Source organism: Aestuariibaculum sp. YM273 (assembly GCF_030908365.1).
In the GTDB taxonomy this organism is placed as follows: domain Bacteria; phylum Bacteroidota; class Bacteroidia; order Flavobacteriales; family Flavobacteriaceae; genus Aestuariibaculum; species Aestuariibaculum marinum.
The window spans coordinates 1,132,552-1,157,463 of the sequence record NZ_CP133090.1 but is presented as its reverse complement, the minus strand read 5'-3'; the positions used below and the strand labels follow the sequence as shown (position 1 = coordinate 1,157,463).

Below are 24,912 nucleotides of genomic sequence, written 5' to 3'. Positions count from 1 at the left end.
TTCATTTTATAAGTTATTAATTACCCAAGACACATAGTACATAGAACCAATGTAACCGGTACCAAACGCCGTATAGTATTCTTTACCTGTCAGGTTGGTGCCTCCAATTTTAAATTGTGATTTAATTTTAGGTACGGTATAACTGATTTGAGCATCCAGAACGTGGAATTCAGGAATAGCGCCATTCCCAAAAGTAGCTTCCCAATAATAATCGTCGCTAAATCTGTAAGAGATATTAAAGCCTAAATTTTTAATGACTTCAGGGTTTCCAAAAGCAGCTTTAAATTTGTGTTCCGGTGTGTTAAAGAAGGTTGTAAAATCCGGATACCTGCTTTGGTTGAAATCTAATTTTGCATAGGTATAACTTCCGCTTAAATCATAGTTTCCAAAAAGTTTAGTTGATAAACTGATTGATGCTCCATAGGAATTAACGTTTGCAGGGGAGTTGGTATACGTACTATAAGCCTGAAAATCTCCATTAGAAATCGCCGCAACCGATAAACCGCCATCTCCCACGGTTCCGTAGTAAGGAGAAACGACAACTTCTTGTGACAAGAAATCTTTATAAGAGTTGTAGTAAGCACTAAAATCTATCACGAAACTGTTTATTTTTCCGCGATACCCGATTTCTCCTGATGTTACTTTTTCTGGTTTAACAAGTTCCGGGTTAGAAATTTCTAACACTCCAGGATCTCCTGTTTCTCCTAATAGAGCAACTGAACTTGATGTGTAAGAGTTATTGTAGGCAACAGCGCCGGTTTGTGTGATGGTTGATGGTTGACCGTATAACGTTTGTCCTGTAGCACTAACATTATAAGTTCTGGACCAACGATCTAAATTCTCAGGAGCCGATCCCACTAAGATGGCACGTCCGGCATCAAGACCGATGAATAAATCTTGAGTTGTTGGATTTCTAAATCCAGTTTGAACCGAAGCTCTGATGTTATGGTCTTTATTAATCGTTAAACCGGCCGAAAGCCTTGGGGAATAGAACCCGTCAAAAAACTCCGATTTATCGTAACGAATCGATCCTGTTAATTTCAGATTTAAGCTTTCATTTAAATCGAATGCTTTCTGAATTTGTGTGTAAACACCATATTCAGAGTAATCAATTGTCCCATCGGTATCTGTGTAAATTGTTCCGAAGGAATTCAAACTATATTTTCTGTATGATCCACCAACCTGAATTTCAGCCCAGTCTATCAAATGGCTAAAGTTGTAATTGGCATCGGTATGATAATATTCTGAAGCATCCTGAAATTTTGAACCTGTCGATAAATCCGGGTCATTAATACTTCTGTTGAATGCCGCAATATATTGTGGTGTCCCCGGAAGGTAACGTCCTGTATCGGCTACCGATCTCGCCATGGCATGTGCCTGTTCTTCTGTAGCACCACCAAGGGATGCCTGAACAAAAGTGCCCGCATATTCACCAAACCAGGTTTCATCATCTTTCCATGCTCTGTTGATATTGATTCCGGTAAAGACCATATCATAAGAATCACCAGCTTTATCGGTTACAATATAAGTTCTAACAAAGAAGTTATCGTTTTTAACTTCTAGTTTATGTTGTTGTTGAAAGAAACCATCAATATAGTAGCGGTTGGTGCCTTGGTATAAAGTTGTTCCTGTACCTACTTTTCCAACATATTGAATTTCGAAGTCGTTAGCCCATGGTCTGAAATATAAACCCCAATCGGCTTTAATACTTTCTGCATTATAATCGGTTAAATACTTCTCGTTATATCCTGTTCTACTTACGTCTACAGATGGAATAAGCGCATTAGCACCGGCAGGTAAAATGCCTAAGCCTTCTAGGGCAACAGCAACTTCTTTTATGTTTGTGGAAACTTCGTCTCCATATACATTTATTCCGTCGTAGTTAGGATTTTGTCTGGTGCCACCGGGGGTCATTTTATCGGCTTCGCTGGTTGCAGCCCAGTCGGTACCTTTTAAATACCCAAAATTCACTTTGGCAGCAAAGTGTTCGGTGAATTTATGTGCTGCTCTAAAACTAACATCGGTGTAAGGGTTGTCTCCTGCTGCTTTTTGAGAGGTGATACCACGTTTTACCGAGGCACTAATACCTTGGTGTTTAAAGGGGTTTTTACTTCTCATGAATAAAATCCCGTTGAAGGCATTAGCTCCATATAACGCAGAAGAAGCCCCTGGTAATAGTTCTACGCTTTCTACATCAGTTTCAGTCATACCTACTAAATTTCCTATAGGGAAGTTTAAAGCAGGAGTAGAATTATCCATACCATCAACCAATTGCATAAAACGGTTGTTGGCAAAGGTTGCGAAACCACGTGTGTTAACCGATTTAAAGGTTAAACTATTGGTATTTACATCGACACCTTTTAAGTTTTCCAGTCCGTCATAAAAATCTACAGAGGTTGTATTTTTAATATCACGAAGGCCGAAGCGTTCAACCGTAACGGGTGATTCAAAAATACGTTCAGGGGTACGCGATGCTGAAATAACCACTTCATCTAATGAAGTTCCTTCTTTTAATATAAAAGTGAGTACTTGTCCATCGGTAGTTATTTCTTCAGTGGCCGTATCGAAACCAACACTACTGGCTTGTATTTTAAACGGTGGAGTTAGATTTACAGTTAAACTGAAATTTCCATCAAAATCACTTACGGTCCCAGTGGATGTTCCTAAAACAAATATGTTTGCACCTGGAAGAGGGAGATTATTATCATCCTTAACAACACCGGAAATTTTTGTTTGCGCATAGGAGGCAAAACACCATAATAATACATAGAGAGGGAGAAATGTTTTCATTTAAAATTAGTTACGTTTTAGTTTAGTATGACACAAAAAGCAATTGTGTATTGCTAAAAATATAAAAAATTATGCATGCATAGTATATTTTGCAAAAAAAATGACTGTATTTTGTGTATTCTTTAATCCAGAGTGCTAAAATAAAAGAAAAGCGTATTGAATTCAATACGCTTTTTATCTAAAATTATAGAATAATTTATAAGTTATTGATTGTCCACGAAATAAAGTATTGTTGCCCAATATAACCTGTACCCACAGCACTTTGATATTCTTTTCCTCCTAAATTGGTTCCGCCAATTTTAAAAATTGATTTTATAGCAGGTATGGTGTAATTTATTTGAGCATCGATAACAGTTCTTGAAGGTATCATGGCGTTAGCTATATTGGCTTGCCATAGGTATTCGTCACTCCAACGTCCGTTAACTTGAAACCCAAAATTTTTAAAAAGATTAGCATTACCAAAGGATATTTTAACTTTATGTTCAGGGGTGTTGAATCCAGCACTGAAATCAGGGTCGGAAGATTGATCGAAGTCGAATTTGGCAAAGTTATAACTTGCGCTTAATTTAAAATCTTTGGCTATTCGTGTTGATAATCCTATAATGGCGCCATAAGAACTGATGTCTGCAGACGAATTTGTATTCAATTGAAATATAGTATAATTTCCTGAAGCTATATCGGCAATACCACTTAAATCACTAGTTGAACCTGAGTTAGGAGTTATGACTACTTTCTCGGCGAGGAAATTGTCGTAATTGTTATAATACGCACTAAAATCGATGTCTACAGGGCCAAGTGTGCCGCGGTAACCAAGATCGAATGCTTTTACTTTTTCTGGCTCTACAAGTGGGGTCATGCCTGTTCCATTTACAGGTTCTATGGGGGAAGCACCTTGTGATGCGGCAAAAGCCAAAAAGGAAGCTAGCGAGTAGGAATCCGAATAGGCATCTCTGGCTGTTAAGTTCGTGTTTGGTAAGTTTCTATCTAGATTAGTTGGGGCACCTCCAACTAAAAGAACATTACCAACATTAAGTCCAATAAAAAGAGATTGGGTATGAGGATTTCTAAAACCCGTTTGAAAGGAGGCTCTAATGTTATGGTTTTTGTTTGCTCCCGCAAAATAAACTAGGGATATTCTAGGAGATAAATTCGCATCAAAAAATTCATTTTTGTCATAGCGAATCGAGGCTGTAACTTTTAATCGGTCATCAGCTAGTTTTTTTATGCCCTGAATATAAGCACCGTATTCGTCGTACTTAATTGGACCATCGTAATCTGTGAAAATAGTTCCTTGAGAATTCAATGCATATTGTCTTGCAGAACCACCAATTTGTAAATCCAAAGCATCCCTTAAAAGACGACTAAAATTATAATTACCTTCAACAACATACATTTTAGAATTGTCGATAAATTTAGAACCAGTATTAACATCTGGATCTGACGTTATTTGATTGAACAGGGTTCTAAATTGTGGCGTTCCCGGTTGTATGGTTACTAATTGATCGGCAGTATTTCTTGAAGCAGTGTGAAGTTGCTCCTGAATAGTTGAATCAAATGGATTGCCTCCACTTGCCTGAACTTGAGCCGCTCCTTGAATGTAGGCGCCGGCATAGGTGCCAAACCATTCTTCGGCGCCAACTTTGTTCATATTAAGACCTGTAAAAAACATATCATAAGAATCGCCAGCTTTTTCACTGGTTGTGTACCCTCTTAAAAAGAAATTATCGTTTTTAATTTCCAGTCGATGTTGTTGAATAAAAAAGTTTTTTAGCTGATACCTATTTCCACCCTGAAAAATGGTATTACCTCGACCTAATCTGGAATTCCAGATGATTTCTAAATCGTCAGCGAGAGGTCTATAGTGTAAAGCAAAGTCTGCCTTTAAACTATTGGCATTATAATCTGTTAAATCTAGCTCTCTGTATCCTGTTCTTGCAACATTGTCTTCAGGAACCAGCATAGATGAACCTATAGGGAACAGAAAACCTTCATAAGCTTGAACTAATTCCTTTAAATTCATCCCAAGGGCAGCGCCTAATGAAATTTCATCTCCATATATATTTAATCCGTCATGGGCGGGACTTGATCTAAAGGGTGAAATGTTATCAGGTGTACCAACTAGACCTCTAGTATATTCATTATAATCCGTAGCATACCAATCGGTGCCTTTTAAGTAAGAAAAGGAAGCTTTTCCGGCAAATTTATCACTGAATTTGTGAGCTGCTCTTATTCCGAAATCTCTGTAAGTGTTGTTGCCTGCAGCGTCTTGCGAAGTAATACCTTGTTTGTAGTAAGTACTAATGCCTTCAAAATTAAAAGGGTTTTTACTAGTCATGAATAAAATGCCATTAAACGCATTGGCGCCATACAAGGCGGAAGAAGCACCCGGAAGTAACTCGACACTGTGTACATCGAGCTCGTTCATACCAACAAGATTCCCCATAACAAAGTTTAGAGCTGGAGAGGCATTATCCATGCCGTCTATGAGTTGTACAAACCGGTTATTTGCGAAAGTTGCAAAACCACGCGTATTAACAGAGTTGAAAGTTAAACTACCGTGATTGATATCAACACCTTTTAAATTTTCAAGACTGGTATAGAAATTGGGTGTTGCTGTGCTTAATCTAATGTCTGTCGCGTCAAAAATTTCAATTGGCACTGGTGATTCCCGAACACTTTCTGGTTTTCTAGAGCCATAAACGACCGTGTCATCTAGGTCGGTTCCTTCGTCTAATATGAAATTAATAATTTGATTATCATTTAAAACTTGAATTGAAAGAGTTTTGTAACCTATTCGACTCGCTGAAAGATTAAAAGGAGGTGTTATATCCACTGTTAAAATGAAATGACCTTCTGTATCGGTATAGGTTCCATAAATAGAATTTTCAATAATAATATGTGCATCAACAAGTGGTTGGTTATTGGAGTCTACAACCGATCCTGAAATGGTGGTTTGCGCAAGTAATGTTGCGCTAAATAGCATAATAAAAAGAGAGATGGTTTTGTTTAGAGTCTTCATAATAGCCGATTTTAGATTTTTACTAAAATTAAGTTTAGGCTATGTAAGAGGTGTCCGAAATGATATCTGATAGATAAATTAGTACATGTTTTTAGTTGTTCTGATAAAAAGAAAGCGCCAAAATTCACTTTGAACTTTGGCGCTTTTTATAATGTATTCTTGTTTTATCTATTCAACAGTAACCGATTTTGCTAAGTTTCTAGGTTGATCTACATTTTTACCTAATAATACGGCAATATGGTATGATAACAATTGAAGAGGAATAGTCGTTAATAATGGAGATAACGATTCTAAGGTTTCCGGAACTTCAATCACATGATCAGCAAGCTCTCTAACTTGTTCGTCTCCTTCGGTGACAATTCCGATAATTTTTCCTTTTCTTGATTTAATCTCCTGAATGTTACTCACTACTTTTTCGTAATGTCCTTTTTTGGTGGCGATAACGACAATTGGCATATTTTCGTCAATCAAAGCAATTGGTCCGTGCTTCATCTCTGCTGCCGGGTAACCTTCAGCATGGATGTATGAAATCTCCTTAAGTTTTAATGCGCCTTCTAAGGCAACCGGGAAATTGTATCCACGACCTAGATATAAGCAGTTACGAGAATCTTTATATAAATCCGCAATTTCTCTAATATGAGCATCAGCTTCTAAGGCTTTTTCTACTTTATTAGGAATCATTTCTAATTCCAATAAATGTTGACGGAATTCTGAACTGCTAATGGTTCCTTTAGCTCTAGCTAATCTTAAAGCCATAAGCGTTAACACGGTAATTTGTGTTGTAAAGGCTTTGGTTGAAGCTACCCCAATTTCTGGTCCGGCATGGGTATAAGCACCGGCGTGGGTTTCACGCGCAATAGAAGACCCTACTACATTGCAAACGCCAAAAACAAAAGCGCCTTTAGATTTTGCAAGTTTTATAGCGGCTAAGGTATCTGCTGTTTCACCAGATTGTGAAATAGCAATGACAATATCGTTCTCGTCTATAATGGGATTTCTGTATCTGAACTCCGAAGCATATTCAACTTCGACAGGAATTCTTGATAAGTCTTCAAATATATATTCGGCAACTAAACCAGCGTGCCAAGAGGTTCCACAAGCAACGATTATAATTCGGTTAGCATTAAGGAATTTCTTCATGTTATCCTCAACACCAGCCATTTTAATGATGGCTTCATTTCTTAATAACCGACCGCGATAGGTGTCGGTAATAGCTTTTGGCTGTTCGTGTATTTCTTTTAACATGAAATGCTCGTAACCGCCTTTTTCTATTTGCTCAAGATTTAATTTTAATTCTTGAATATATGGATCGACTAAAGAGTCGTCTTTAATTTTTCTAACTTTAATCTCACGATGTAATCTAACAATTGCCATTTCTTCATCTTCCAGATAAATGGCATTTTTAGTGTATTCTAAAAACGGAGATGCATCACTGGCGATAAAGAATTCCTCTTCACCAACACCAATTGTTAATGGACTTCCTAAACGGGCAATAACAATTTCGTCCGGATTATTCTGGTCGAACACCGCAATGGCGTAAGCGCCGATAACTTGATTTAATGCAATTTGAACAGCTTTACCAAGTTTTACATCTTCTTGTATTTGAATTTCTTCAATAAGGTTGATTAGAACTTCGGTGTCTGTATCAGATTTAAACGTATAGCCTCTTGAAATTAATTCTTTTTTAAGCGATTCGTAATTTTCAATAATTCCGTTATGGATAATCGCCAGATTACCTGAGTTGGACACATGAGGGTGAGAATTAACATCGTTTGGTACTCCGTGGGTTGCCCAACGGGTATGACCAATACCTATATTTCCAGCTTTATTGTTTTCGGTTTGGCAACGTTCCTCTAGGTCAGATACTTTGCCTTTGGTTTTAGAAATTTTTAGGTTGTCACCATCATAAAGTGCTATACCGGCACTATCGTAACCTCTATATTCAAGACGTTTTAAGCCTTCAATAATAATAGGGTAGGCTTCACGCTTGCCAATATATCCAACAATTCCACACATAAAATTTATTCCTTAGGTTCAGTAAAAAATACTTCTAATGTCATTTTCTGAGGAACAGTTGTATTTGTTCCGTGCAAAATGGTTCCTCTTGGAGTTATAATGGAAGCAGCAGGGACAGTAGTAACGTCGCTATCTTCACTATCTAATATTCTAGCATTAGTGGTTGAGTTTACGTTAGTCGATAAAACTAAACCAACTTTTGTGTTTGTAGAATCTCTTAATAAGATGTTATTCAGGTGCTCTGTGATTCGGATTTTGTATTTAGCTTGTCCGTTTTCATCATTTTCACGACGTTGCCCTAAATGCACAATAATAGAATTGAAAGGATCTGCTGTATTAGAAATTGGGTCTAATGCATAGTCTGTTAAAGGAATATTATTATTAACGTCGTAAGCATAAAGACGGTCGTATTTATGAAAATCTTCATCACCTCCAGTGTTTATGCTTTGGTCTTCATAAACGATTAATTGGGCGTCATTAATTAAACGTTGTAAAATATAGTTGCCTCTTTCGTCTTTTTTGTATTCTCCGTTTTCAAGAAGCACTCTATGGTTGTCTATAAATGATTTTAAATCTTCATCTGTAGGGAATAAATCTACAATAGCCATAGAACCTTCGGTTCCTTTTAAGTATAATTTACCATCACCTTCGGTTGTGTTTCCGTCAGCTAAAGTTTGTAAATTATAATTATTTATGAATGTATTTAAACGCTTCCCTGAAAAACTTAGGGTGTAGGTGCTATTTGAAGTTGTGGTAGTTTCATTTTCGCCCGTACCTGTTGTTGTTGAATAGGAGTAGTAAATAATAATATTAGCATCAGAAGAGCCTAAGTTTAACATAAGCATATGCCCATCGGCCGATGTTGCTTCAGCTTTAAAATACAAACCTCTAAAATAGTTTTGAAAAGCACTGGCACTTGTTAGAACATCGTTATTTTCTTGATCTATAATATGTGATTGCCAGAAATCGTGATCTAATTTTACTCGAAGTGAAGGTGCAATGTTTGTACTCGAGGTTACTTCATTGTTTTCATCTCTGGTTACTAAAGGAATTCTATTAGCATCAGGGATAAAATTAGCGATTTCTAATATGGTATCATTGGTGTATTTATGCTCGTCAAAATTAATGGTTGAAGATCCGTTTAATGCGAAATTATCGGTAACATTTATTTCTCCGTCAGCTTTTGAGTAGTAGTACTGCGCCTCTCCTAATGGGGCAGTAGGATCAAAATCTCTTAAGAAATATTCATTTTTAAAAACCGTTAATTTTATAGGGACTTCGTCATTTCCATATAACGAATCTGCAATTGTATATTCATTTAAACCTTCGTCATCCAACCCGATAACACGACTGAAATAAGGAATGGTCATGACTACAGAATCGATAACGGTATCATCTCCAAAATTTGGACTATAACTAGAAGGTGTAACCTGAGTTACTATACTTGCTGTAGTTTGACCAAAAGCAGGATCGTTAAAAACACCAAGAAGGTTAGATGTTAATCCGTCAATTTGTAACGCGTTTAATTTTTTGTTGTACGCTAGTATAGGTAAGGACTCTTTATTGGTTTGGAAATTTGTGTTGTCTTCTCCTAAAACGTCACTGTCAACAGAGGCAAACTCCTTGTCGCAAGCCAAAAAGGAAGAGATAATTACTGAACAAACTGCACAAAATTTAAGGGCACTAATGGTCTTTTTCATATATAATTTTAAAAGAATATTTGGTTTACTTATAACACACTTTCGTTAAAGAATGTTGTGTAAGCCGGACCAAATTCGTCTTTAGGTTTGTATTCTAAAGTAGGTTTTTTAGATGCTTCTACATAAGCTTTTAAATCTTCAGGGATATCTTCAGACCCAATAATAAGAGCATCAGAATAATCTATAGCTACTTTCATTAAATTTGTATACGAAGGTTCTTCAAGAACTTTAATGGCATCTTCGTTAATATTGTCAAATTTAACTTTATTAACCATATCTTCATTTAATGAATTGTTAAAACTTTGGCTGTAAACCGAAGTAACAATCTTACTTTCATTAAATAAAGGTTCATCTTTATAGTATTCTTTAAGGTATACAGGAAGTAATGAAGCCAACCATCCGTGAACATGAATAATGTCGGGAGACCAGTTTAATTTTTTTACCGTTTCGATAACGCCTTTGGCGAAAAAGATAGCACGCTCATCATTGTCTGGAAATAAGTTCCCATCTTCGTCGGTTAACGTGGCTTTTCTTTTAAAATACTCGTCGTTATCAATAAAATACACCTGAATGCGCTCTTTTGGTATCGATGCTACTTTTATAATTAGCGGCATGTCTAGGTCGTTAATTACTAGGTTGATACCTGAAAGTCTTATAACTTCATGTAATTGATGTCTTCTCTCGTTAATGTTGCCGTATCGGGGCATAAAAATCCTTATTTGTCCACCTTGCTGATTCACTAATCTTGGTGCTTCAAAAGACATTGAAGAAATTTCGGTTTCCGGTAAATAAGGCACTACTTCAGATGATACATACAATATCCTCTTATCTTTCATGTGTTTTTATTTATTGCTTTATAAGTACTTATTGATGTTAAACAGGGGCTAACCTACATAACGTTTGTTTTAGTTTGTTTTTCGTGGCCTAATGCAACAATAATGCGGTATTTCTGTGATTTTAGAAATACAGTTTCTTTGTTTTAATAAGGCGTTGCTTTTTTTAGTTCAAAATAAAAAACACGCAAAAGTACAAAAATTTATGCAGATTGGCTGTAAAATCTTAAGTTTGCACCCGCTTAATTTATATAGAACTGTGGAAGTTTATTCAGAAAAACAACAAATTACGAAAGTATTAAGTGCTTTTAAAGACCAAAATTTAACCGTTGGCTTGGTGCCAACAATGGGGGCTTTGCATAAAGGTCATTTGGCATTAGTAGAAAAAGCATTACAAGATAATGATATGGCTGTTGTTAGTATTTTTGTAAATCCAACGCAGTTCGATAATAAAGACGATTTACAAAAATACCCACGAACTTTAGAGCACGATGTGCAACTGTTAGAAGGTGTTAGTAAAGATAATATTGTTGTTTATGCCCCATCGGTTGAAGATGTTTATGAAGGAAAACTAGAAGCAGAGCATTTCGATTATGATGGTCTGGAGCATGAAATGGAAGGACGTTTTCGCGACGGACACTTTAATGGCGTAGGAACCATTGTAAAGCGGTTATTCGAAATCGTAAAACCAAATTTCGCCTATTTTGGAGAGAAAGATTTTCAGCAGTTACAGATTGTAAAAAAGCTGGTAGAAAAGCATCATATACCTGTAAATATTGTAGGGTGCGATATTTATAGAGAAGATTCTGGTTTGGCAATGAGTTCTCGCAATACACGTCTTAAACCAGAATACCTGGAAGCAGCACCTTTTATTTACAAAACTTTAACAGCTGCCAAATATAGTTTTGGCACAAAAAGTGCTGAGGAAGTAACGCAATGGGTTGAAAATGAGTTTAAAAGTCAGAAGTTGTTAGAATTGGAATATTTTATCATAGCCGACGTTTTAACTCTTAAAACCGTTACAGAAAAAGAAAATAATAAACAATACAGAGCGTTTATTGCAGTATATGCAGATGATATTAGACTGATTGATAATATTGCTCTAAATTAATTACCTTTGCCACATGCAAATTCAAGTCGTAAAATCTAAGATTCACAGAGTTAAGTGTACCGGTGCGGAACTTAATTACATTGGTAGTATTACTATTGATGAGGATTTAATGGAAGCTGCCAATATTATTCAAGGTGAGAAAGTTCAAATTGTAAATAACGACAATGGTGAGCGTTTAGAAACGTATTGTATTCCTGGTCCTCGTAATACTGGAGAGATTACTCTTAACGGTGCGGCAGCACGTAAAGTAGCGGTAGGAGATACATTAATTCTTATTACCTATGCCATAATGGATTTTGAAGAGGCTAAAACCTTTAAGCCTTCTTTAGTATTCCCAGACGAAGCAACAAATCTGTTAAAATAAATTTTCAATTATTTGAAGCTGAAGATAACCAAGGCCTTAAAAATCGTACTTCCTCTATTGTTGGGAGTGTTTTTAGTCTGGTATTCGTTGTCTAAAGTTTCAGTAGGTGAAATATGGCAATATCTAAAAGAATCTGATTATGGTTGGATTGTTTTTGGTGTGTTTTTGGGACTGCTAAGTCACATGTCTCGAGCGTACCGTTGGCGATTTCAGTTAGAACCTATGGGGTATCATGTTCGCTACGCCAATAGCTTTATGGCCGTTTTTGCTACCTATTTAATCAATTATACCATACCTAGAGCAGGCGAGGTTGCTCGGGCTTCTATTCTTTCAAATTACGAAGAGGTTCCGTTCGAAAAAGGTTTTGGAACCATTGTTGCTGAGCGTATTGCTGATTTGATAGTCATGATGGGAATTATAATTGCAACCCTTTTTCTTCAATTCGATTTTATTTATGGCTTTTTTATTGAACGATTAAACCCTTTGAAAATTGGGGTTTTGGCTATTGTAGGGGTTATCGGGGCGCTTCTGTTTTTTAATTATTTAAAGCGAAGCGATTCTAAATTTGCTCAAAAAATAAGAACCTTTATTTCGGGGTTAGTTGAAGGTTTGTTTAGTATTTTTAAAATGAAAAAAAAGTGGGCGTTCATTTTTCATACCTTGTTTATCTGGGCTATGTATGTGCTTATGTTTTACGTGACGTCCTTTGCAATTCCTGATTTAAAAGGCATGTCTTTGGGTGTTATTTTAGTAGGGTTTATATCTGCAAGCTTTAGTATAGCGGCCACAAATGGCGGTATTGGGTCGTATCCGTTAGCTGTGTACGCAGCCTTTTCATTGTTTGGAATTGCAGAAGATCCAAGTATTGCTTTTGGGTGGATCATGTGGGCGTCTCAAACCCTTATGATTATCATTTTTGGCGGCCTCTCTCTCATTTATTTGCCAATTTACAACCGAAAAAACAAGGGTTAACCCGTTTTATAGTTGTAGTTTATTTCATAACTTGCCTTAATAAATCTCAAATCATTTTCTAGCCATGAAATGTATACTTTCTGTTTTAGTGCTTTTGGTTTCGTTTAATGTTACCCAGGCTCAGGTGAAATTCGAGAAAATTGAATCTTCAAGATTAGGTGATACCCGCGAAATAAAGATCCAGTTACCACGTGGATACGGAAGTGATAAAAACAAAACTTATCCATTGTTTGTTGTTTTTGATGGTGATTATTTATTTGAAGCTGTAGCAGGAAATACCGATTATTACTCCTATTGGGAAGATATGCCAGGGGCTATTGTGGTTGGGGTTAATCAGTATGGAAAACGTTACGATGACTGTTTGTATTCTGAGCAAAATTCATTACCTATTGAAACCGGAGCAAGTTTTTTCGAGTTTGTTGGTATGGAATTGATTCCATACATTGAAAAGAATTATAACGTCGGAAATTTTAAAGTAGCTGTAGGTCATGGTGAAACAGCTAATTTTATAAACTACTTTTTGTTAAAATCACAGCCTTTATTTCAGGGATATATTGCTATTAGCCCCGTTTTAGCGCCAGGAATGATTTCCTATCTTCCGGGACAGTTAAGTAAAACACCTTCTAAAATATTTTATTATTTATCGTATACCAATAACGACATAGGCTCCGTAAAAGATATGGCTAAGGTATTAAATCAAGATATGGCTGCAGTTAATAATGACAATGTGGTGTATAAATATCAGGGTTTTGAAGGACCTTCTCATTACTCGGCTCCCGCGCACTCGCTACCAAATGCTATAGAAACTATTTTTAGTATCTATAAGCCTATTAGTAAGCAGGAATATCAGGACGTAATTTTGAAATTAGAAGACTCTCCAGTAGCTTACTTAGAGGAAAAGTATCAGGCTATTTTCGATTTATTCGGAATTAAAAAACCGATTTTAGTAAATGATTTTAGGGCGATCGCCGCGGCGATTGAGAAGAAAGAGGCTTTTGAATATTATGAGCGATTAGGAGATTTAGCACGTGATGCGTATCCTGAAACTTTGTTAGGAAACTATTATTTGGCCCGTTTTTATGAAGAAACCGGAGAAGCAAAAAAGGCAATGAAAACGTATCAGTCTGCATATATTTTAGATGAAATTGGTGGCATTACCAAAGATTTAATGGTAGAGAAAGCAGAAGCAATTAAAACAGATTTTGGGTATTAATGGCAAAAGTTAAGACAACATTTTTTTGTCAGAGTTGCGGGTCGCAATATTCGAAATGGCAGGGGCAGTGTAATGCTTGTAAGGAGTGGAATACTATTGTTGAAGAGGTGATTCAAACACCTGAAAAGAGCGATTGGAAATCACCAACAGCAGCTGTAAAAAAGGCGGCTGTACCCTTACGCGTAAAAGATATTGATGTATCAAAAGAACCGCGTTTAGATACGTTCGATGGGGAGTTAAATCGTGTTTTAGGTGGTGGTATTGTTCCTGGATCGCTAACGCTTTTAGGAGGTGAGCCGGGAATAGGAAAAAGTACCTTGCTGCTTCAAATTTCATTAAAATTACCTTATAAAACACTTTATGTTTCTGGTGAAGAAAGCCAAAAGCAAATTAAAATGCGTGCCGAACGTATTAATCCGAATAACAACAATTGTTATATTTTAACGGAAACGAAAACTCAGAATATTTTTAAGCAAATTGAATCTTTAGAACCTGATGTGGTTATTGTTGATTCTATTCAAACTTTGCATAGCGATTATATTGAGTCATCTTCCGGAAGTATTTCACAAATTAAAGAGTGTACTACAGAGCTAATAAAATTTGCTAAAGAAACGGCAACACCAGTGATTTTAATTGGTCATATTACGAAAGATGGGAATATTGCCGGACCAAAAATATTAGAACATATGGTTGATACAGTCCTTCAGTTTGAAGGTGATCGCAATCATATTTTCAGAATTTTAAGAGCAAATAAAAACCGATTTGGTTCAACCAACGAACTTGGAATTTACGAAATGCAGGGCTCTGGATTACGAGAAGTGACCAATCCTTCCGAAATTTTAATTTCTAAAAAAGATGAAGAGCTTTCAGGGAATGCGGTCGCTGCCACTTTAGAAGGCATGCGTCCGTTAATGATTGAGGTTCAAGCTCTGGTTAGTACTGCAGTTTATGGTACGCCACAACGTAGCGCAACCGGTTTTAATGCCAAGCGATTGAACATGTTGCTGGCGGTTTTAGAAAAGCGAGCAGGTTTCAGATTGGGAGCAAAAGACGTCTTTTTAAACATTACTGGAGGTATTACCGTAGACGATCCGGCGATAGATTTGGCGGTAGTTGCATCTATTTTATCATCTAACGAAGATGTAGCTTTAGAAAAAGATTTTTGTTTTGCAGCAGAAGTAGGTTTGTCTGGAGAAATCCGTCCCGTTCAACGTGTAGAGCAACGTATTTTAGAAGCTGAAAAATTGGGGTTTTCAACCATCTTCGTGTCTAAGTACAATAAGATTTCTCTCAAGAATACGGCTATAAAAGTTCAAATGATATCAAAAATAGAAGATTTGGTCGGTTTTATTGTTTAATTTACTTGTAATCGGCACCGCTATTTTATCAAAATTCCTTAATTTCGCTGCTCGAAATGAAAATTGATAAAATGAGTGCTAAATTCCCTGAATATAAAGGTCTTGACTTGCCTAAAGTAGCAGAAGAAATTCTTAACTATTGGCAGGAAAACAATATTTTTGAAAAGAGTGTTTCTACCAGAGAAAACAACGAATCCTATGTGTTTTTCGAAGGACCTCCTTCTGCAAATGGTCTTCCAGGAATACACCACGTTATGGCTCGTGCTATTAAAGATATTTTCTGCCGTTATAAAACGCAAAAAGGATATCAGGTAAAACGTAAAGCGGGTTGGGATACACACGGTCTTCCTGTGGAGTTAGGAGTTGAAAAGGAGTTAGGAATTACTAAAGAAGATATTGGTAAGACTATTTCTGTTGAAGAATATAACGAAGCGTGTCGTAAAGCTGTAATGCGCTATACCGATATTTGGAATGACTTGACAGAAAAGATGGGATATTGGGTAGATATGGATGATCCGTATATTACCTACAAGCCAAAATACATGGAGTCTGTTTGGTGGTTGCTAAAGCAGATTTACAGCAAAAACTTGTTGTACAAAGGGTATACCATTCAGCCGTATTCGCCTAAAGCGGGTACAGGATTAAGCTCACATGAGTTGAATCAGCCTGGAACCTATCAGGATGTTACCGATACAACCATTGTAGCGCAGTTTAAAACGAAGCAGGAGTCATTACCTCAATTTTTACAGAACGAAGGTGATATTCACTTCCTGGCCTGGACGACAACCCCTTGGACCTTACCAAGTAACACCGCGTTAACTGTTGGTCCAAAAATTGAGTATGTTTTAGTTGAAACATATAACCAGTATACCTTCGACCCGATTAAAGTGGTGTTAGCTAAGAAATTAGTAAGCTATCAGTTTTCGGGGAAATTCAAACAAGTTGAAGATCAGTCAGAAGTTGCTGCTTACAAAGAAGGTGATAAAAAAATACCGTTTTACATCGTAAAAGAGTTTGTTGGTAAAGACTTAGTAGGCATCACTTACGAACAATTATTACCATATGCATTACCAAACGATAATCCTGAAAATGCGTTTAGAGTTATTTCCGGAGATTTCGTAACCACTGAAGATGGTACGGGTATTGTGCATACTGCGCCTACTTTTGGTGCCGATGATGCCTTGGTGGCGAAACAAGCAACACCTGAAGTGCCGCCAATGTTGGTGAAAGATGAAAACGGAAACTTAGTACCATTAGTAGATTTACAAGGGAAATTTAGACCAGAAATGGGAGAGTATGCCGGTAAATACGTGAAGAATGAGTACTATAACGAAGGTGAAGCACCAGAAAAATCAGTTGATGTTGAAATCGCTATTCAGTTAAAGATTGAAAATAAAGCCTTTAAGGTTGAAAAATATAAACATAGCTACCCGAACTGCTGGAGAACTGATAAACCAATTTTGTACTACCCGTTAGATTCTTGGTTTATTAAGGTTACCGATGTTAAAGAACGTATGGTAGCGCTTAACGATACCATCAACTGGAAACCTAAAGCCACGGGAACAGGGCGTTTTGGAAACTGGTTAGCCAATGCGAACGACTGGAATTTATCACGTTCACGTTATTGGGGTATTCCTTTGCCAATCTGGAGAACAGAAGATGGTAAGGAAGAAATCTGTATCGGATCTGTTGAAGAATTAAAAGCTGAAATGGCAAAAGCTGTTGAGGCTGGTGTCTTAGCAAAAGATATTTTTGCTGATTTTGAAGTTGGAAACAATTCGGAAGCCAACTACGATAAAATCGATTTACACAAAAATATCGTTGATGAGATTGTATTAGTATCGCCATCAGGACAGAAAATGTTTCGCGAAAGCGATCTAATCGATGTGTGGTTCGATTCCGGGTCTATGCCTTATGCACAGTGGCATTATCCATTTGAAAATAAAGAATTAATTGATAACGGAACATCTTATCCGGCAGACTTTATTGCTGAAGGTGTCGATCAAACTCGTGGTTGGTTCTATACACTTCATGCTATTGGTACCATGGTATTTGATTCTGTAGCGTATAAAAATGTAGTATCTAATGGTCTGGTATTAGATAAGAACGGACAAAAAATGTCTAAGCGTCTTGGAAATGCTGTCGATCCTTTTGAAACTTTAGGAAATTATGGTGCCGATACGACACGTTGGTACATGATCAGTAATGCCAATCCTTGGGATAATTTAAAATTTGATCTGGATGGGGTAGAGGAAGTGAAACGTAAGTTCTTCGGAACCTTATACAATACGTATTCGTTCTTTACACTTTATACCAATCTGGATAACTTCACTTATGCTGAAGCCGATATTCCATTAGATGAGCGTCCGGAAATAGACCGTTGGATTCTTTCAGAATTACATACCTTAATTAAGAAGGTGGATGAGTTTTATGCTGAATACGAGCCAACAAGAGCGGCACGTGCCATCTCTGATTTTACGCAAGATTACTTAAGTAACTGGTTTGTGCGTTTAAGCAGAAGACGTTTCTGGAAAGGTGATTATCAAAAAGATAAGATTTCGGCATACCAAACGTTATATACCTGTATGGTAACCATTGCTAAATTGGGTGCTCCTATCGCTCCTTTCTTTATGGATCGTTTGTATTTAGATTTAAATTCGGTAACGAAGAAAGAAGAATTTGACAGTGTTCACTTAGCTGATTTCCCGAAATTCAACGAATCGTTTGTTGATAAGTCATTAGAAAGAAAGATGGAAAGTGCGCAAACGATCTCATCTTTAGTGCTTTCACTAAGAGCTAAAGAGAAGATAAAAGTGCGCCAACCGCTTCAAAAAATCATGATTCCTATCGATAACGAAATACAGAAAAATGAGATTTTAGCAGTGGCAGACCTTATAAAATCTGAGGTTAACGTAAAAGAAGTTGAAGTTTTAGAAGACGCATCAGATATTTTGGTGAAAAACATAAAACCAAACTTTAAAGTGTTAGGACCTAGATTTGGAAAAGACATGAAAGCTGTGGCTCAGTTAGTTAATAACTTTACTGCAGATGATATCAAAAAAATCGAGCAAAATGGTATTTTAGACGTAGATATCAACGGAAAAAGTATTACTTTAGAGCGAGGAGATGTAGAGATAACATCTCAGGATATTGAAGGATGGTTAGTCGCAAACGAAGGAGCTTTAACAGTTGCTCTGGATGTTGCCATAACCGACGACTTAAGAAAAGAGGGTATTGCGAGAGAGCTTATAAATCGTATTCAAAACTTAAGAAAAGATTCAGGCTTCGAGCTTACCGACAGAATAGACGTAATCCTTCAGAACGACGAGCAAGTTGCTAATGCTGTAGGTGCGAATATGGCATATATTAAAGCTGAAACATTAGCTAATGAACTCGAGATAATTGATGAATTAGAGAATGGTATAGATGTTGTATTTGATGATGTAAATACCAAATTGTTTATACAAAAGCATTAAAGTTATGAGTTTAGATTTAAATGTTAGATATTCTGACAAGGATTTAGCGGAGTTCAAGGAACTTATTCAAGAGAAAATTGTTAAAGCACAGCACGATTTAGAGCTTATTAAGAGTGCGTATATGAACGACCATACCAATGGAACTGAAGATACGTCGCCTACTTTTAAAGCTTTCGATGAAGGTAGTGAAGTAATGAGTAAAGAGTCGAATTCGGCTTTAGCAATCCGTCAGGAAAAATTTATTCGAGACTTAAAAAATGCGCTTATTAGAATTGAAAACAAAACATACGGTGTATGTCGCGTTACTGGTAAGTTAATTAATAAAGAGCGTTTAAAATTAGTACCGCATGCTACTTTAAGCATCGAGGCTAAAAATATGCAACAATAAATCTTAACGTATACAATATTAACGTCCCGGTTTAATTATCGGGGCGTTTTCTTTTATAGAGGGGTGCTTCTATATAATCGCTAAACTATTTATGTCCTTAAAAAAATCAATAGTCTTAATCTTTATTATTTTACTTATCGATCAGGTAAGTAAGGTTTACATTAAAACGCATTTTAAGTTACAGGAGAATATTGAAATTTTTAGTTGGTTTCAAATCTATTTTATTGAAAACGACGGGATGGCCTGGGGTACAAAAATTAGCGATTTCACTTCTTTTATTTCAGAGCGTACGGCTAAAATAGCTTTAACCGTTTTTAGAATAGTTGCCATATTTGGTATTGGTTACTGGCTGTATGATGCGACTAAAAAGCAAAGCTCTAAAACATTAATTCTTGCTATTGCATTAATTTTTGCTGGTGCTTTAGGGAATATTATAGATTCGGTATTTTACGGCGTTATTTTCGACGATAGTTTTAATCAGGTGGCACAGTTTTTACCTGAAGCTGGTGGTTACGATACGCTTTTACATGGTAAGGTTGTCGATATGCTTTACTTTCCTTTATTTTCTGTCGATTTACCCGAATGGTTTCCCATTTCAGGGGGTAAACGCTTTAATTTTTTTGAACCTGTTTTTAACATTGCTGACGTTGCAATTAGTACAGGGTTCATCATGCTTATTGTTTTTAATAAAAAAGCCTTCCCTAAAAGTAATAAATAAGCAAAAAATACGTACTTGTACTTATTTAAAAAGTTAAAGAGTTTTTTAACTTTATAGATTAATTAATTCAATTTTTCAAATCTCTCAACTAAATGAAAGGAAAATCCCTCCTCTTTCTATCATTATTGCTATTGTCATGCTTCAATGTTTTCTCTCAACACACATACGATATTGTTTTTCCGAACGCAGATAGAGACCAAAAATGTAAAACGTGTTTCGATGCGTTTAGACAAAAGCCTAAAGAAGTAAAATTCTCTATTAAACGAAATGGTGCTAAGCTGTTTTTTGAAGTTAATGACAAAGACTGGTTTAATACCTTGTTTGTTAATTCCGGCGACGGAATAGCGGTCGACATTGTTGTAAAAGATCGTTATGCGTGTAGTGAAGAATCAATTGCTAATACCCAACTTAGAGGTTTTTTGTTAAAACCGGTGTATGCTCAGGCCTTAAAAAGTGGTTTAAAGCCTAATGGGGAAAATCGTTTTAATGTATTTGTAGGCAGTATTCCGGAAGGTTTACTTAACGATGAAATGGAATTTAATATTCTGTTCTTAAGCAATAAGAACTTGTGTCAGTATTATGTAATTTATGATTTAGAATCTTATGCCTGGGATTTGCTGGATATGGGGATGTATCTCGACGATTTAACTTATGATACCAAAAAAATAGAATCCTCAACAGGAGAAGCTTACACCATACGGAATAAAACCATGAAGTTTATTATTCCGTTTCAAAAGAATAAATCGAATTATTCTCAAGCCGATATTAAACCGATTTATGATTCGTTACGATTAACCGATTTCAATATTAAAACTATCGATATTAAAGCTTATTCGTCTATTGAAGGGATACCGCAACGAAATATCGAATTGCAGGAATTACGTGCTAATAGTATTGTGGCGGCGTTACAGGCTTTTCAGAAGTCGACTATTAAAACAGAGGTGTCAGCTTCAGAAAACTGGGTAGAATTTTTTAATGATATCAAAGGAACGAAATACGATAACTTATCTAACCTAACAAAAAGCGAGGTGCGCTCCAAAATTGAAGGGGCTGTTTCAAGAGAAATGGAACCTATTTTAAAAAATCATAGAAAGGCGGTTATCGAACTTGAGTTAGAAAAGAAGGATAAGTATATTAATGAAACTCCCGAACAATTACTGGTTAGGTTTAATAACGCTGTAACAGAAGACAACTTAACAGAAGTAGAGGAGCTTCAAAATTCTATTTTCGAAAAAATAAGATCTCGAGAAACTTCATATGAGATTCTAAATAAAATGGAAATACCGCTTCAGGATAAGTTTGTGAAGGTTTTTAATAAGAATTCGGCGTATAAATACATGAACGATTTTAGGGAAGCAGTAATAGTTTATAATGAACTTCAGCAGCTTGAAAAACTCGCTCCGAAGGATGCCGGGGTTAAGTATAATATAGCGGCAGTCAAGATTAAATTATGGCGCTATAACGCTATTGAAGTTGACGAAGCGGCACTTAAAACTCAAATTAATGCGCTTAAAAACTATGGTATTGGCAGCGGACTTATTTCACGTATGATGGTGAATTACCACATTATAAAAGCTGAGAATTATATGCGTTCCAGAGATTATGCTAATAAGGACAAATCCGTGGAATACATTAATAGGAATTATAAAAATTTTCCGTTGTCGGACTATGATTATTTGAGTTTGGCACAATTCTTTAGTTTTTATGCGAATACCGATTTGGCAGTAGATTTGTTAGATAGAAAAGCCAGAAGTATTGATATTGATGAAGATTTATTGTTTTACTATCTCAATTTAACCTTGATTAATCCTAAGCTAACAAAAGATTCAGATTACCGAACCGTATTGCTTAATGCGGTTAACATGAACAAAGAGCGCTTCTGTAAATTGTTTAATGCTGTTGAAAAAGGAGGGGTTACCTTCCAGCTACTGGAAGATGAATATTTGAGAAAAACCTATTGCGAAAGTTGTAATAATTAAAAGGTATAAAGTGTTTTGGGGGTAACGCAATAATCCAGTTTTATGTCGTTATCATGAACATCCTGTATTTGTAATTCAGCTTCGAAAAAAGACAATCCTATTTTGATGGTTTTCGGTTTACAACGTTTTAAAAAACGATCGTAAAACCCCTTGCCATAACCTACTCGGTTCCCTTGTTGGTCGAATGCTAAAAGCGGAATGAATACGACGTCAATTTTATTATCAGCAATTTCAATACCATCGACAGGTTCTGGGATGTTGTAGTTATTTTTTTTAATCAGGGTGCTATCGGTTAATAAGTAATTTGTCATTTCCATCGTTTTAAAATTACTTTTCGAAATCACAATATGCTTGTCTTTTCCGGATAGAATATTTAAAATAAAATCGGTGTCGACCTCTTTAGATTCTCTAATGGCTAGAAAAATATGGTAAAACGAATAATCCCAAATAGGGAGTTTTAATAACCGGTTGGCAATTTCTAAACTTAAGTCCTCAATATCGTTTACCAAAAGGTTATTCCGCAGTAATTTGTAGGTTTTTCGAAGGTCCGATTTAAGCATGTCAGTGTTTTAACGTTTTAATTTTTTTGAAATATGAAAAAGCGCATCACCCTGATAAACAATGGGCGCTTCGTTTACATTTATTATAAACCCTGAATTTGTAGCTTTTACTTCGTGGTTTAATTTGCCGTAAGGGTCGGTAATATGACCTAAGACATCCCCTTTTTTTACCTGAGAACCTATGGGGATTGAAGCTCTGAACATGCCAGAAAAATGAGCACGAATCCATCGGCTTTCATTAATGAATACAGTTTCCTTTTTGGAAGGTTTAGCTTTGTACTTAATATTTAACATCCCAAAATGACTCAATAGACGCTTTGCACCGTTAACTCCGGCATTGGTTACCGATTCATCGATATGAAATGATTTTCCGCCTTCAAAAAGTAGCATAGGTTTGCCGAGTTTGTAGCAGGTGTTTCTAAAGGATTTATTTAGATTTTTAGAGTATAATACAAATGGCGCAGCAAAAACTTTAGCTAAGTCGTTAAGTTCTTTATGTTCTTTTACAATGCGTATTTGTGGGGCATTAAACCTTCCTGAACCCCCGGTATGGAAGTCGATAATATAATCGACGTAGGGTACAATTTCGTTAATTAACTTGTGAGCAACCCGACTGGCCAAAGAACCATCAACACTTCCTGGGAATACACGGTTTAAATCTCGGCCATCAGGAAATTCTCGTTTTAAGTTAATAAAACCAAAAACATTAATAACGGGTATACAGATAATGGTGCCGCACTTAGGTTTATTAAGTCCTTTGGCTATTAATTGTCTTACAATTTCAACGCCATTAACTTCATCGCCGTGAATGCCTGCTGTAAATAATACAACAGGCCCAGGTTTTTTAGCACGTTCAATAATTACAGGAACATTAACCGGAGACGAGGTATGAAGGTTAGCAACATCAAAATTCACTTCTTTGCTCTCACCTGGTAAAATTCGGGTGTCGAGAATGGTTAAAATGTCCGGTTTAGTTGTGTTCATACAATTATTACAGGCGTGCGTTTCTTTCGATATATGTAATGATGTTTTTAGCAATATTTCTTCCGGTAGCTGCTTCAATACCTTCAAGACCTGGGGTAGAGTTAACTTCTAAAAGTAATGGACCACGAGATGATTGTAACATGTCTACACCACAAACAGGCAGCTTAAGTACCTTAGAGGCGTTCATTGCTAAACGTAATTCAGCTTCATTTAATTTAATGATATTTGCCGATCCGCCACGGTGTAAATTAGAACGGAATTCACCTTCTTTACCTTGGCGTTTCATGGCACCAACCACTTGTCCGTCTACGATTAATGCACGAATATCAGCCCCTTTAGCTTCACCAATAAATTCCTGAACAATGACGCGGGCTTCCAATCCGTTAAAGGCCTCTAAAACCGATTCGGCTGCATTTTTAGTTTCCGCTAAAACCACACCTAACCCTTGGGTGCCTTCAAGTAGTTTAATAATTACGGGTACACCACCAACATGTTCAATAACCTCTTCAACATCACGAGAATAATTAGTGAAAACCGTTTTAGGCATGCCTATTCCAGCTTTACTTAAGCGTTGTAAACTGCGCAGTTTATCTCGAGAACGTTGAATGGCATCAGATGTAGCGATGGTGAATACCCCCATCATTTCAAACTGGCGAACTACGGCACAACCAAAAAAAGTAATGGAGGCACCAATACGCGGAATCACTGCATCGACATAATCCAGATAGCGATCTTTATAAAATATGGTGGGTTTTTCCTTTTCAATAATAATATCGCATTTAAGAGGATCAATAATTTCAATTTTATGACCTCTTTTTTCGCCTTCTTTAATAAGTCTTTCTGTTGAGTATAGATTAGGATTTCTAGAAAGAATAACTATGTTCATTTGTTTTTATAATTATAGGAAACATTTTCTAAATCTACATCAACTAAAAATTTGCGCTTTAAAAACTGTCTTCCAATTAATACGGGGAATCTCATATCGTCGCGTGTGCTTAAAGTTAAGTTAATCTTATATGTTTTCCCAAAAAAGATTACTTCAGATTTAATTTTATATCTGTTTTCTTTAAAGCCATTGCTGCTTTTTACGTTTGTTCGTGAATAGTCGTCGAACACGATTTCGGTTTTTCCGAAGTTTTCGTGAACGTCACTATGAAACGTCACTTTTAGAGTTTTGTTTTCTTCAACAATCTCAGAACAATGAATTGCAGAGGTGTAGGCACCGGTATCAACTTTAACGTTAATATCGAACAAGCCTAATTTTGGGAAGCTAATAACATCCGCTCTGCCTATAATTTTTTTGCTCATCTTGTATTTTTAAATATGGGCGCAATGTACCAAATAAGTCAATTGAAAAATGATTTGCCCATAAAAGTTTAATAGATTTAATATAGTGAATTTTATCAATAAAAAATTAAATAATTACCTTTG

General features: G+C 36.2%; 18 protein-coding genes. 9 read left to right on the top strand and 9 right to left on the bottom strand.

The genetic code is table 11. The features are described 5' to 3' along the window. Positions 1 to 6: 6 nt before the first annotated feature. The 5 genes from RBH94_RS04855 to RBH94_RS04835 form a co-directional block, all read right to left on the bottom strand. Entirely contained in the window at positions 7 to 2,790 is a 2,784-nt protein-coding gene (locus RBH94_RS04855) for a TonB-dependent receptor domain-containing protein (protein WP_307882620.1), read from the bottom strand. Positions 2,791 to 2,986: 196 nt separating this feature from the next. After that, positions 2,987 to 5,809: a TonB-dependent receptor domain-containing protein gene (locus RBH94_RS04850; protein WP_307882619.1), complete on the bottom strand. Its 2,823-nt coding sequence runs from the start codon at positions 5,807 to 5,809 to the stop codon at positions 2,987 to 2,989. Positions 5,810 to 5,977: 168 nt separating this feature from the next. Then, positions 5,978 to 7,825 (bottom strand): glutamine--fructose-6-phosphate transaminase (isomerizing), encoded by a 1,848-nt coding sequence (glmS, locus tag RBH94_RS04845; protein WP_307882618.1) that lies wholly within the window; start codon positions 7,823 to 7,825, stop codon positions 5,978 to 5,980. 5 nt (positions 7,826 to 7,830) lie between these two features. Next, positions 7,831 to 9,525 carry a DUF4270 domain-containing protein gene (locus tag RBH94_RS04840; RefSeq protein WP_307882617.1) on the bottom strand — a complete coding sequence of 565 codons (1,695 nt, stop codon included), beginning with the start codon at positions 9,523 to 9,525 and terminating at the stop codon, positions 7,831 to 7,833. Positions 9,526 to 9,554: 29 nt separating this feature from the next. Continuing rightward, positions 9,555 to 10,361 carry a glycogen/starch synthase gene (locus RBH94_RS04835; protein WP_307882616.1) on the bottom strand — a complete coding sequence of 269 codons (807 nt, stop codon included), beginning with the start codon at positions 10,359 to 10,361 and terminating at the stop codon, positions 9,555 to 9,557. A 256-nt stretch (positions 10,362 to 10,617) separates the two neighbouring features. Here RBH94_RS04835 and panC point away from each other — a divergent pair, with 256 nt between their 5' ends. The 9 genes from panC to RBH94_RS04790 all read left to right on the top strand — a co-directional run bounded on the left by panC (position 10,618) and on the right by RBH94_RS04790 (position 21,937). After that, positions 10,618 to 11,469, top strand: coding sequence for a pantoate--beta-alanine ligase (gene panC / locus RBH94_RS04830; protein ID WP_307882615.1), 852 nt, complete (start codon positions 10,618 to 10,620; stop codon positions 11,467 to 11,469). Between the two features lie 13 nt (positions 11,470 to 11,482). Further along, a complete protein-coding gene (panD, locus tag RBH94_RS04825; protein ID WP_188222819.1) occupies positions 11,483 to 11,833 on the top strand; it encodes an aspartate 1-decarboxylase in 351 nt (116 codons plus the stop codon). Between the two features lie 12 nt (positions 11,834 to 11,845). Beyond that, on the top strand, positions 11,846 to 12,805 hold the full coding sequence (locus RBH94_RS04820; RefSeq protein WP_307882614.1) for a lysylphosphatidylglycerol synthase transmembrane domain-containing protein: 960 nt from the start codon (positions 11,846 to 11,848) through the stop codon (positions 12,803 to 12,805). Between the two features lie 64 nt (positions 12,806 to 12,869). Beyond that, positions 12,870 to 14,018, top strand: a complete 1,149-nt coding sequence (locus RBH94_RS04815; protein WP_307882613.1) for an alpha/beta hydrolase — start codon at positions 12,870 to 12,872, stop codon at positions 14,016 to 14,018. Continuing rightward, positions 14,018 to 15,376, top strand: coding sequence for a DNA repair protein RadA (gene radA / locus RBH94_RS04810; protein WP_307882612.1), 1,359 nt, complete (start codon positions 14,018 to 14,020; stop codon positions 15,374 to 15,376). Before RBH94_RS04815 ends, radA begins: the two co-directional genes overlap by 1 nt. Before the next feature lie 71 nt (positions 15,377 to 15,447). Further along, positions 15,448 to 18,852 carry an isoleucine--tRNA ligase gene (gene ileS / locus RBH94_RS04805; RefSeq protein ID WP_307883140.1) on the top strand — a complete coding sequence of 1,135 codons (3,405 nt, stop codon included), beginning with the start codon at positions 15,448 to 15,450 and terminating at the stop codon, positions 18,850 to 18,852. A gap of 4 nt (positions 18,853 to 18,856) precedes the next feature. After that, a complete protein-coding gene (locus tag RBH94_RS04800) occupies positions 18,857 to 19,240 on the top strand; it encodes a TraR/DksA C4-type zinc finger protein (RefSeq protein WP_188222823.1) in 384 nt (127 codons plus the stop codon). A 91-nt stretch (positions 19,241 to 19,331) separates the two neighbouring features. Further along, positions 19,332 to 19,958, top strand: a complete 627-nt coding sequence (locus RBH94_RS04795; RefSeq protein WP_307882611.1) for a lipoprotein signal peptidase — start codon at positions 19,332 to 19,334, stop codon at positions 19,956 to 19,958. Between the two features lie 92 nt (positions 19,959 to 20,050). Continuing rightward, a complete protein-coding gene (locus RBH94_RS04790; RefSeq protein WP_307882610.1) occupies positions 20,051 to 21,937 on the top strand; it encodes a hypothetical protein in 1,887 nt (628 codons plus the stop codon). Here RBH94_RS04790 and RBH94_RS04785 read toward each other — a convergent pair. Genes RBH94_RS04785 through RBH94_RS04770 form a run of 4 tightly spaced genes read right to left on the bottom strand, consistent with a single transcriptional unit; the run spans position 21,934 to position 24,789 of the window. Further along, on the bottom strand, positions 21,934 to 22,497 hold the full coding sequence (locus RBH94_RS04785) for a 5-formyltetrahydrofolate cyclo-ligase (RefSeq protein ID WP_307882609.1): 564 nt from the start codon (positions 22,495 to 22,497) through the stop codon (positions 21,934 to 21,936). The genes RBH94_RS04790 and RBH94_RS04785 overlap by 4 nt on opposite strands. A gap of 9 nt (positions 22,498 to 22,506) precedes the next feature. Beyond that, complete coding sequence (locus RBH94_RS04780) at positions 22,507 to 23,481, bottom strand: succinylglutamate desuccinylase/aspartoacylase family protein (RefSeq protein ID WP_307882608.1); 975 nt, start codon at positions 23,479 to 23,481, stop codon at positions 22,507 to 22,509. A 7-nt stretch (positions 23,482 to 23,488) separates the two neighbouring features. Then, positions 23,489 to 24,367: a 30S ribosomal protein S6--L-glutamate ligase gene (gene rimK / locus RBH94_RS04775; RefSeq protein ID WP_307882607.1), complete on the bottom strand. Its 879-nt coding sequence runs from the start codon at positions 24,365 to 24,367 to the stop codon at positions 23,489 to 23,491. After that, the gene (locus RBH94_RS04770; protein WP_307882606.1) at positions 24,364 to 24,789 is read right to left on the bottom strand and encodes a RimK/LysX family protein; all 426 of its coding nucleotides are present in this window, start codon (positions 24,787 to 24,789) and stop codon (positions 24,364 to 24,366) included. The genes rimK and RBH94_RS04770 overlap by 4 nt, the downstream gene beginning before the upstream one ends. Between the last annotated feature and the right edge of the window lie 123 nt (positions 24,790 to 24,912).

Bases quoted from the DNA above. Each gene is read 5' to 3' on its own strand.
- RBH94_RS04840 (WP_307882617.1), bottom strand. From the start codon at position 9,525: ATGAAAAAGACCATTAGTGCCCTTAAATTTTGTGCAGTTTGTTCAGTA.
- radA (WP_307882612.1), top strand. From the start codon at position 14,018: ATGGCAAAAGTTAAGACAACATTTTTTTGTCAGAGTTGCGGGTCGCAA.
- RBH94_RS04795 (WP_307882611.1), top strand. From the start codon at position 19,332: ATGTCCTTAAAAAAATCAATAGTCTTAATCTTTATTATTTTACTTATC.
- ileS (WP_307883140.1), top strand. From the start codon at position 15,448: ATGAGTGCTAAATTCCCTGAATATAAAGGTCTTGACTTGCCTAAAGTA.
- RBH94_RS04835 (WP_307882616.1), bottom strand. From the start codon at position 10,361: ATGAAAGATAAGAGGATATTGTATGTATCATCTGAAGTAGTGCCTTAT.
- RBH94_RS04850 (WP_307882619.1), bottom strand. From the start codon at position 5,809: ATGAAGACTCTAAACAAAACCATCTCTCTTTTTATTATGCTATTTAGC.
- panD (WP_188222819.1), top strand. From the start codon at position 11,483: ATGCAAATTCAAGTCGTAAAATCTAAGATTCACAGAGTTAAGTGTACC.
- RBH94_RS04800 (WP_188222823.1), top strand. From the start codon at position 18,857: ATGAGTTTAGATTTAAATGTTAGATATTCTGACAAGGATTTAGCGGAG.
- glmS (WP_307882618.1), bottom strand. From the start codon at position 7,825: ATGTGTGGAATTGTTGGATATATTGGCAAGCGTGAAGCCTACCCTATT.
- rimK (WP_307882607.1), bottom strand. From the start codon at position 24,367: ATGAACATAGTTATTCTTTCTAGAAATCCTAATCTATACTCAACAGAA.
- RBH94_RS04855 (WP_307882620.1), bottom strand. From the start codon at position 2,790: ATGAAAACATTTCTCCCTCTCTATGTATTATTATGGTGTTTTGCCTCC.
- RBH94_RS04770 (WP_307882606.1), bottom strand. From the start codon at position 24,789: ATGAGCAAAAAAATTATAGGCAGAGCGGATGTTATTAGCTTCCCAAAA.
- RBH94_RS04780 (WP_307882608.1), bottom strand. From the start codon at position 23,481: ATGAACACAACTAAACCGGACATTTTAACCATTCTCGACACCCGAATT.
- RBH94_RS04815 (WP_307882613.1), top strand. From the start codon at position 12,870: ATGAAATGTATACTTTCTGTTTTAGTGCTTTTGGTTTCGTTTAATGTT.
- RBH94_RS04785 (WP_307882609.1), bottom strand. From the start codon at position 22,497: ATGCTTAAATCGGACCTTCGAAAAACCTACAAATTACTGCGGAATAAC.
- RBH94_RS04790 (WP_307882610.1), top strand. From the start codon at position 20,051: ATGAAAGGAAAATCCCTCCTCTTTCTATCATTATTGCTATTGTCATGC.